Here is a 9897-nt window from a genome sequence, read left to right on the forward strand (position 1 = left end):
CCTCTTCCGGTCCGAGGCCTCGCTTCCCACATCTGGGTCAGGCCGGCGCCAGCGCCGGCTGATAACGACCGTTGCCGGTTGAGAAACGTCAATGCGGTCATCGGAAACCCAATGAAGATGTCGTTTGGAGTGCCTTAGAGGGCTCCAGGGGCAGGCCGAGGGACAGAGAAGATATGAACATCGAGAAATATACCGAACGCTCCAGGGGCTTCGTCCAGTCTGCGCAGTCGCTTGCGGTGCGCGAAGGGCACCAGCAGTTTTCGACCCTGCACGTCCTGAAAGTGCTGCTGGACGACAATGAAGGCCTCGCTGCCGGCCTGATCGACCGCGCCGGCGGCAATTCCCGCGCAATCCTGAAGGCGACCGAGGACGCCCTGAACAAGGTGCCGAAGGTCTCTGGCGGCGGAGCCGGCCAGATCTATCTGGCGCCCGAGCTCGCCCGCACCTTCGACGCCGCCGAAAAGGCCGGCGAGAAGGCCGGCGACAGCTTTGTCACGGTCGAGCGGCTGCTGCTCGGCCTCGCGCTGGAGAAGACCGGCGAGGCGGGTGCGATCCTGGCCAAGGGCGGTGTCACCCCGCAGAACCTCAACGCGGCGATCGAAGCGCTGCGCAAGGGCCGGACCGCGGACTCCGCCACGGCCGAGAACGCCTATGACGCGCTGAAGAAATATGCCCGCGACCTCACCCAGGCGGCGCGCGACGGCAAGCTCGATCCGGTCATCGGCCGCGACGAGGAGATCCGCCGCACGATCCAGGTGCTGTCGCGCCGGACCAAGAACAATCCCGTCCTGATCGGCGAACCCGGCGTCGGCAAGACCGCCATCGCCGAGGGCCTGGCGCTGCGCATCGTCAACGGCGACGTGCCGGAGAGCCTGAAGGACAAGAAGCTGCTGTCGCTCGACCTCGGCTCGCTGATTGCAGGTGCAAAATATCGCGGCGAGTTCGAGGAGCGGCTGAAGGCCGTGCTGCAGGAGGTGACCGGGAGCGAGGGCAATTTCGTCCTGTTCATCGACGAGATGCACACGCTGATCGGCGCCGGCAAGGGCGACGGCGCGATGGACGCGTCCAACCTGCTCAAGCCTGCGCTCGCCCGCGGCGAGCTGCACTGCATCGGCGCGACCACGCTCGACGAGTACCAGAAGCACGTCGAAAAGGACGCGGCGTTGGCGCGGCGTTTCCAGCCAATCTTCGTCAGCGAGCCCTCGGTGGAGGATACGATCTCGATTCTGCGCGGGCTGAAGGACAAGTACGAGCAGCACCATGGCGTGCGGATCACCGATTCCGCGCTGGTCGCCGCCACCACGCTGTCCAACCGCTACATCACCGACCGCTTCCTGCCGGACAAGGCCATCGACCTCATGGACGAGGCGGCCGCGCGGCTCAAGATGCAGGTCGATTCCAAGCCGGAAGAGCTGGATTCGATGGATCGGGAGATCATCCGGCTGAAGATCGAACAGGAAGCATTGAAGAAAGAGAGCGATGCCGGTTCGAAGAGCCGCCTGCAGACGCTGGAGAAAGAGCTCGCCGACCTCGAGGAGAAGTCCGCGGCGCTCACCGCACGCTGGAGCGCGGAGAAGAACAAGCTCTCCGACGCCCAGAAGCTGAAGGCCGAGCTCGACGGCTTGCGGGTCGAACTTGCCAACGCACAACGGCGCGGTGAATTCCAGAAGGCCGGCGAGCTGGCCTATGGCCGGATCCCCGAGCTCGAAAAGCAGCTTGCAGACATTGAGGCCAAGGAGAACTCCGGCGAGATGATGGAGGAGGCGGTCACCGCCAACCACATCGCGCAGGTGGTCTCGCGCTGGACCGGCGTGCCCGTCGACAAGATGCTGGAAGGCGAGAAGGACAAACTGCTGCGGATGGAGGACTCGCTCGGCAAGCGCGTCGTCGGCCAGGCCGAGGCCGTACGTGCGGTCGCGACCGCCGTGCGCCGCTCGCGCGCGGGGCTGCAGGACCCGAACCGGCCGACCGGCTCGTTCATGTTCCTGGGACCCACCGGCGTCGGCAAGACCGAGCTGACGAAAGCGCTCGCCGAATATCTGTTCAACGACGAGACCGCGATGGTCCGCCTCGACATGTCCGAATACATGGAGAAGCACTCGGTCTCGCGGTTGATCGGCGCGCCTCCGGGCTATGTCGGCTATGACGAGGGCGGTGCGCTGACCGAAGCGGTGCGGCGCCGGCCCTATCAGGTCGTGCTGTTCGACGAGATCGAGAAGGCGCATCCCGACGTCTTCAACGTCCTGTTGCAGGTGCTCGACGACGGCCGCCTCACCGACGGCCAGGGCCGCACCGTCGATTTCCGCAACACACTGATCATCATGACCTCGAACCTTGGTTCGGAGTTTCTGGTGAACCAGCCGGAGGGCGAGGACACCTCGGCCGTGCGCGAGCAGGTGATGGGAATGGTGCGGGGACATTTCCGCCCCGAATTCCTCAATCGCGTCGACGAGATCATCCTGTTCCATCGCTTGCAGAGAAGCGAGATGGGCCGGATCGTCGAGATCCAGTTCGCGCGGTTGCAAAAGCTTTTGACCGATCGCAAGATCGTGCTGACGCTCGACGCCGCGGGCCGCGACTGGCTCGCCGCCAAGGGCTGGGATCCCGCCTACGGCGCACGGCCGCTCAAGCGCGTGATCCAGCGTCACGTCCAGGATCCGCTCGCCGAGATGATCCTGGCCGGCGACGTCAAGGACGGTGACAGCGTTGCGATCTCGTCCGAAGGCAACGTGCTGACCTTCAACGGCAAGGCGCCGCAGACCGCGGAGATCGCCCAGTTCGAGGCGCCGGTGTCGAAGCGGAAGTTGAACTGAGCGCCGGCATTCGAAGCCTGAAGCAACAAGCCGCCCCGGAGAGTTCAATCTCTCCGGGGCGGTTTCTTTGTGGGTTATTGACGATTTTGCTGCAGCCGGAGTGTGGTTTGTCTAGGTCGTGCAATCTTTACGGTGGGGCCCTACCGGCATATGCAATCCAATCCACATTTTTGAGCGCGGGGACTTATTTCTTCGTGACCTTGTAGATCGCGTTCTCGATGTCAGACGAGAAATAGATCGTGCCGGATTCCCCGATGCCGACGCCCGTCGGAATATGCGTTGGCAGTCCTCCGGGCGCGCCCACCAGGCCGATCGGGAGATTGGCCGCGATCTCGGTGACCGTGCCGCTCTCAGGTGCGATCTCGATCAATCGCTTGGCGCCGACCTCCGCCACGATCAGCTTGCCGTCGCCGGCGCGTGCGATCCCTTCGGGCATTTTCAGGTCCTTGGCGACCACCGTCTTTTCGCCGTTGCTCTCGATCATCGAGACGACGCCGGAAAAGGCTTCGGTGACATAAACCTCGCCACGCGATCCCGCGACGAGCCCGACCGGGCCCTCGAGGCCGCCGATCAGTGTGGTGCGGTCCTTGCCGTGCTCGCCGCTGACGCGGACCAGCGATTTGGTGCCGAGCTCGGCCACCAGAATGCTGCCGTCCGCGAGCACGATCGCGTCGTGCGGCGCCTTGAAGCCATGCAGCATGTCGCGGGTGGCGCCGGTCTTGCCGTCGATCACCTGCACCGTGCCGGTGAACCAGCTCGACAGGACCACGTCGTTGCCCTTCGCCGTTGCGCTCATCGGGTATTCGAGCGTGACGCCGGCGGCGTGCATGCGGGCCTTCTCGGTGACCTCGCCAGTAGCACCGTCCACTGTGCGATAGGCGAACACGTCGGCGACGTGGATCGTGTCCTTGCTGTTCTCTGACGTGACGCCGATGCCGCCGGGCAAGGCGAGCTTGCCGATGATGACCTGCCGCGCCTGGCCGGTCGCCGGATCGACCTCCTGGATGCCGTTGTCGGCCATGTTGGAGACGTAGATCCGGTCCTTGCCGTCGATCGCGAGATTGTCCAGCGACGGCTTCAACTGCGCGACCATGGTCTTGGTGCCCGACTTGGGATCGACCTGAACGAGCTGGCCGAGCGCGGTGTCGACCACCCAGAGATTGCCCTTGGAATCGAAGTTCACCGCGGCCGGGACCTTGAAGCCGTCCGCGACGACGGTCAGATCGGCCTTGTCGACGTCGACCTTTGCGACCTGTCCCTTGAACCAGAGCGGACCGTAGAGCTTGTCGTCGGGACCGAACTCGAAGCCGTTGAGGCCGCCCATCTTCTCCATGATCTGGCGCGGCGGTTTGACGCCCTCGACGTCGATCTCATAGAGCGTGTCGCCGAGAAAGACGGTGGTGGCGTAGAGCCTGCCGTCCTTGCGGAAGGCGAGCGAGTTGATGCCGGGAAGGCCGGAAGCGAGCTTCGTGATCGGGCCGTCGCCCTTGCGCGAATAAAGATCGCCGGCCAGAAATCCGGTCCAGGCCATGGTGCCGTCGGGGGCGAATGCGATGTCGTCGGCCATTCCGATCGGGGCGGGGATTGCAACCTTGGCGGTACCGCCGGCGATGTCGACCTCGTAGAGCGCCGCGCCCGCGACGCTGCCGGCAAACAGATGGCCGGCCTTGTCGATCGCAAGCCCGTGCACGCCGTGGAACGCCGAGCCGGGGACGAGCCGGGTGACCTCCCAGTTTTCGGCCGAAACGCTGGTGGCGGAGACAATCGCAGCGACGAAGGCTGCGCAGGCGAGCCTGTTCTTCATGGCGAGACCTCCCGTTTTTGGAAAGTATTCGCTCCTCACGCCGCTTTGGCAAACAAAACTTGACGTTGTGATGCCGCCAAGCGGGCCTCGCGCATCGACGTCAAATCCGGATCGTGTTTGAAGATGACCGGCCGATCTCGGCCGGTTCGCCGGCTTTACCGGTTGGTGACCTGCAACGGTCCGCCGGTTGCGTCCGACATCCGGGCGATGGCGCCGGCGCGGCCGCTCATCATGCCGTCGAGCCGGTCGCGCTCCTTCTCGAAGCCGGCCAGCATCGGGCCTTCCAGCGAACGGCCGCGCGGCAGTTTCACGCGTAGCGGATCGACGAAGCGGCCGTTGACCAGGATTTCGTAGTGGACGTGCGGGCCGGTCGACGCGCCGGTCGAACCGACGAAGCCGATCACCTGGCCCTGCCGCACCTTTTTGCCGGGCTCCATGCCCTTGGCGAAGGCCGACATGTGGCCATAGGCGGTCTCGTAGCCGTTGTTGTGCTTGATACGGATGTATTTGCCGTAGCCGCCCTCGGGGCCGGCCTTCTCGATCACGCCGTTGCCGGAGGCGAAGATCGGCGTGCCGTAGGAGGTGGCCCAGTCGACGCCGGTGTGCATCTTCACAAAACCGAGGATGGGGTGACGGCGGCCGCCGAAGCCGGAGCGCATGATGGCGTTGTTGACCGGCTTGCGCACCAGGAACTTCTTCGCGCTCTTGCCGGTCTCGTCATAGTAGTCGACGACGCCGTCGTCGGGGCTCTGGTAGCGGTAGTATTTCTTGGTTTCGCCGCCGAGCGTGAGCGAAGCGAACAGCACGTCGTTCTTTTCGCTCGCGGTCACGCCTTCGTCTTCGCCGGCGTAGAACACGTCGAATGAATCGCCCGGCGCCACCTTGCGCTGGAAATCGACGTCGTAGGAGTAGATCTTGATCATGTCGTCGATGACGGGCATCGGCACTTTGTTGCGCATCGCGGTCTCGTAGATGCTCTGGTAGAGCCGCACGCCCGTGCCGTCATCGTCGTCATCGTCGTCGCTGTTGGCGTTCGCCGCCGCATCGGCGACGGTATTCATGCTGGAGACGTCGACGGCGACGTATTTGCCGAGATCGGACAGCGCCGCGATCGCCTCGACCATGGTCTCGTTGGCGATGACGACGCGGTAGGGCTGCAGACGGGCGCCGGGGCTTGCGGGCGCCATCAGGATGCGCAGCTTCTCGCCTTCCTTCACGCCGCCGTCTCGGCCGCGCGGACCGAGCGTCGCGGTGATCGCCTTGATCTCCTCGGCCGTGGCGCCGAGATCGCGCAGCACGCCGGCGACGCTGTCGCCCTTTTTGACCACGTGGACGCGTTCACCGTTGGGATTGCCGCCGGTGATCTGTTCCTTGGTCTTCGGCAGCAGCGTGACGTTTTCCGGCACCACGCGCGTCTCGAAGCCGGCATAGGGATCGGACGGCGACACTTCGGTGGCGTAGGCGCTTCTGATCTCGGACGGGGCGGTCGCGCCGGAGACGTCGGCCGCAGCATTGGAGAGCGCGGCATAGCGCACCCCGCCATTGCCGCGCCAGTTGGCGGCATCGCGCACCCGCATCAGGATGTCGTCCAGCGCCACCACTGCGGTAATCTTGGCTTTCGGCAGCACCTGGGAGAGGTCCTTGGTGACGAAGGATACCTCGGCGTCGGGTTCGACGGCCTCCGGATTGTTCGGATCCTCGGATGCCGTCTTCGGATCGGAGCCGACATCGGTGAGAAGGCGCTGGGCGTTGAACGGCGGGATCTTCGCCGACAGGTCGCTCGTCGTCATCGACAGATTGCCGGCAATCCGGATGAAGGGACGCACCCGCATCACGTCGCGGTTGCCGACGCGGGCGACGGTCGAGACGCGCACGATGTTGCGCGAGGCCGTGGCTTCGTTCGGCGGCGGCAGGCGGTCGCTCTTGTGCAGCGTGGCGGCGCGGTCGGCTGCGCCGAATGCGCCGCGCAGCGCGCCTTCGACGCGCTCCGGCACCTTGGCGAAGGTCATCTCGCCGTCGAGCGAAGCGAAAACGGCGCCGCCGATCAGGGCTGCGCCGCAAAGTCCGGTTAGAATAGTCCCGCTGAACCATTGCACCGAGACGCGGCGCCGATCGATGACAGCGGCTTCGGAACCATCGACGGACAGCGGCGGCTCGTGGCCGAGATCGATGATCCCGGTCTCACGCCCGTAAGCGCCGCGTGACGTCCTGTGGTTCAACCCAAGTCCCCCAATCAACGACCCGAGAGCCCGATTTCGAGCAGCCCGTTCCGGACAGTCCTGTTTCGAGCCCTCCTTACGCCGCCCTCTCTGGGGCGTCTCTGGAAAAGGCAAGCCGCATAGGCGTCCGCGGTCAGAAGGCCCAGATGACGGACCGGCCGAAATTACGAACAGCTAAGCGGAAAAAGATCTCTCGATGTGTCTCGAATGTCTGAAGAAGGCTGCTTCATCGGATGATCGCCTTCCTCTGACCCCACACAAACCGCCGGCAGCCCCCACTGGCATCCATGCGATTCAAGCTTCGTCTGTACCAGAACGCCGGGGGATTGTGGCTCAAGTACGGCGCCTAATATGGAAAAGTTTCCGGAACGGCAGGGGGGCCGAGGGCCTTCCAGGGGCGGGCGCCCCAAGCCGCGGCCAAGCCGCGCTAAGCCGCGCCAAGTCACGTCCAAGTCACGTCCAAGTCACGTCCAAGCCGCTTCCGGAGCCCGCTCAGGCCCAATCTTTTTTTGGGTTTTTTCTCAGCGTCGGCCCGATCCATCCGCTCAGCGCCTTTCTAACATACTGTAATCACGTGTATTTTTTGAATAATCCACCGTGCGACGATTTTCTGACAATCGGCGTTGACAACCCCGATGGGTGGGGCCTATAACCCGACCACTGAGCGCGGCGCCGCCGGGTCACTGACCAAGGCGAGCGAACGCGCCACTGATGCTCCTCACCTTGTTGAGTGACACAACAGTCGACGTAAGTCGATTGGAGTTCATCCATCGTCGGTAAGGGTGTCGGAACCCTTCCTCTCTGGAAGGTTGGGGCCTCCTGGTCCCGGGCTGTTTGACAAGTGAAGATGAAGAAAGAGAAACGTGGACGGCGGAGTCCTTGCGGGTCTCGCATTTAAAGAGCTTCGGCTTTTTGGATCGGGACCGGACGAAAGACTTCGGCGGTACACGTTTTAAGGTTACACCATCGTTGCCAGCGATGTGAATCGCGGGCAGCTCATCGACTTCGGTCGATGAAAAATGGTGGGACCTCGTCAAAACGTTGTGATCAGCCGGTTCAAAGTTCAAGTCCAACTTGAGAGTTTGATCCTGGCTCAGAGCGAACGCTGGCGGCAGGCTTAACACATGCAAGTCGAGCGGGCGTAGCAATACGTCAGCGGCAGACGGGTGAGTAACGCGTGGGAACATACCTTTTGGTTCGGAACAACACAGGGAAACTTGTGCTAATACCGGATAAGCCCTTACGGGGAAAGATTTATCGCCGAAAGATTGGCCCGCGTCTGATTAGCTAGTTGGTGAGGTAATGGCTCACCAAGGCGACGATCAGTAGCTGGTCTGAGAGGATGATCAGCCACATTGGGACTGAGACACGGCCCAAACTCCTACGGGAGGCAGCAGTGGGGAATATTGGACAATGGGCGCAAGCCTGATCCAGCCATGCCGCGTGAGTGATGAAGGCCCTAGGGTTGTAAAGCTCTTTTGTGCGGGAAGATAATGACGGTACCGCAAGAATAAGCCCCGGCTAACTTCGTGCCAGCAGCCGCGGTAATACGAAGGGGGCTAGCGTTGCTCGGAATCACTGGGCGTAAAGGGTGCGTAGGCGGGTCTTTAAGTCAGGGGTGAAATCCTGGAGCTCAACTCCAGAACTGCCTTTGATACTGAGGATCTTGAGTTCGGGAGAGGTGAGTGGAACTGCGAGTGTAGAGGTGAAATTCGTAGATATTCGCAAGAACACCAGTGGCGAAGGCGGCTCACTGGCCCGATACTGACGCTGAGGCACGAAAGCGTGGGGAGCAAACAGGATTAGATACCCTGGTAGTCCACGCCGTAAACGATGAATGCCAGCCGTTAGTGGGTTTACTCACTAGTGGCGCAGCTAACGCTTTAAGCATTCCGCCTGGGGAGTACGGTCGCAAGATTAAAACTCAAAGGAATTGACGGGGGCCCGCACAAGCGGTGGAGCATGTGGTTTAATTCGACGCAACGCGCAGAACCTTACCAGCCCTTGACATGTCCAGGACCGGTCGCAGAGATGTGACCTTCTCTTCGGAGCCTGGAACACAGGTGCTGCATGGCTGTCGTCAGCTCGTGTCGTGAGATGTTGGGTTAAGTCCCGCAACGAGCGCAACCCCCGTCCTTAGTTGCTACCATTTAGTTGAGCACTCTAAGGAGACTGCCGGTGATAAGCCGCGAGGAAGGTGGGGATGACGTCAAGTCCTCATGGCCCTTACGGGCTGGGCTACACACGTGCTACAATGGCGGTGACAATGGGACGCTAAGGGGCAACCCTTCGCAAATCTCAAAAAGCCGTCTCAGTTCGGATTGGGCTCTGCAACTCGAGCCCATGAAGTTGGAATCGCTAGTAATCGTGGATCAGCACGCCACGGTGAATACGTTCCCGGGCCTTGTACACACCGCCCGTCACACCATGGGAGTTGGTTTTACCTGAAGACGGTGCGCTAACCAGCAATGGAGGCAGCCGGCCACGGTAGGGTCAGCGACTGGGGTGAAGTCGTAACAAGGTAGCCGTAGGGGAACCTGCGGCTGGATCACCTCCTTTCTAAGGATGGTTCTTCAGAAGCTTGCTTCTATCGAACCGTTTTAGAAACATCAGTGGCCAACGGTCGTCAGGATCGTTGAGCTGCATTGGCGGGATTTCGCCGTCTTCGTTTCTCTTTCTTCGCGGACGAACACGCGCTGGGGCTGCAACCTTGCAGAATCCCTGGTCCTTGACTGGATATGCGTTAGGGGCTTGTAGCTCAGTTGGTTAGAGCGCGCGCTTGATAAGCGTGAGGTCGGAAGTTCAAGTCTTCCCAGGCCCACCACACTCATCGAGTGAGCATTCGTCTTCTGGTTACGGGGCCATAGCTCAGCTGGGAGAGCGCGTGCTTTGCAAGCATGAGGTCGTCGGTTCGATCCCGTCTGGCTCCACCAGATGGTTTGATCACCGACTACTTGTACCGTCGTCCGCGAAACATCACTTCGCACTTACTAGTCCGGATGGACAGTAAGCTGCGTGATTTCTGACATCGTAAAGAGGAGATCGATCCGAGTTGGATCGG

Annotated in this window: 3 protein-coding genes, 2 tRNA genes and 1 rRNA gene; 4 read left to right on the forward strand and 2 right to left on the reverse strand. The window is 62.2% G+C overall.

The genetic code is table 11. The features are described from left to right. Positions 1 to 173 precede the first annotated feature (173 nt). Positions 174 to 2813, forward strand: a complete 2640-nt coding sequence (gene clpB, locus AC0L3A_RS21120; protein WP_473255127.1) for an ATP-dependent chaperone ClpB — start codon at positions 174 to 176, stop codon at positions 2811 to 2813. Positions 2814 to 2997: 184 nt separating this feature from the next. Here clpB and AC0L3A_RS21125 read toward each other — a convergent pair whose 3' ends face one another. Both AC0L3A_RS21125 and AC0L3A_RS21130 read right to left on the reverse strand, forming a co-directional pair. After that, positions 2998 to 4617, reverse strand: coding sequence for an NHL repeat-containing protein (locus AC0L3A_RS21125; RefSeq protein WP_007597283.1), 1620 nt, complete (start codon positions 4615 to 4617; stop codon positions 2998 to 3000). A 155-nt stretch (positions 4618 to 4772) separates the two neighbouring features. Next, positions 4773 to 6836, reverse strand: coding sequence for a M23 family metallopeptidase (locus tag AC0L3A_RS21130; RefSeq protein ID WP_007597282.1), 2064 nt, complete (start codon positions 6834 to 6836; stop codon positions 4773 to 4775). A gap of 1070 nt (positions 6837 to 7906) precedes the next feature. Between AC0L3A_RS21130 and AC0L3A_RS21135 the strand changes: the two genes are divergently transcribed. From AC0L3A_RS21135 to AC0L3A_RS21145, 3 genes are all read left to right on the forward strand, one after another. Then, positions 7907 to 9395, forward strand: a 16S ribosomal RNA gene (locus AC0L3A_RS21135). 188 nt (positions 9396 to 9583) lie between these two features. Beyond that, positions 9584 to 9660, forward strand: a tRNA-Ile gene (locus AC0L3A_RS21140). Positions 9661 to 9693: 33 nt separating this feature from the next. Further along, positions 9694 to 9769, forward strand: a tRNA-Ala gene (locus AC0L3A_RS21145). Positions 9770 to 9897 lie beyond the last annotated feature (128 nt).

This window comes from Bradyrhizobium sp. MI1.3 (genome assembly GCF_055811695.1).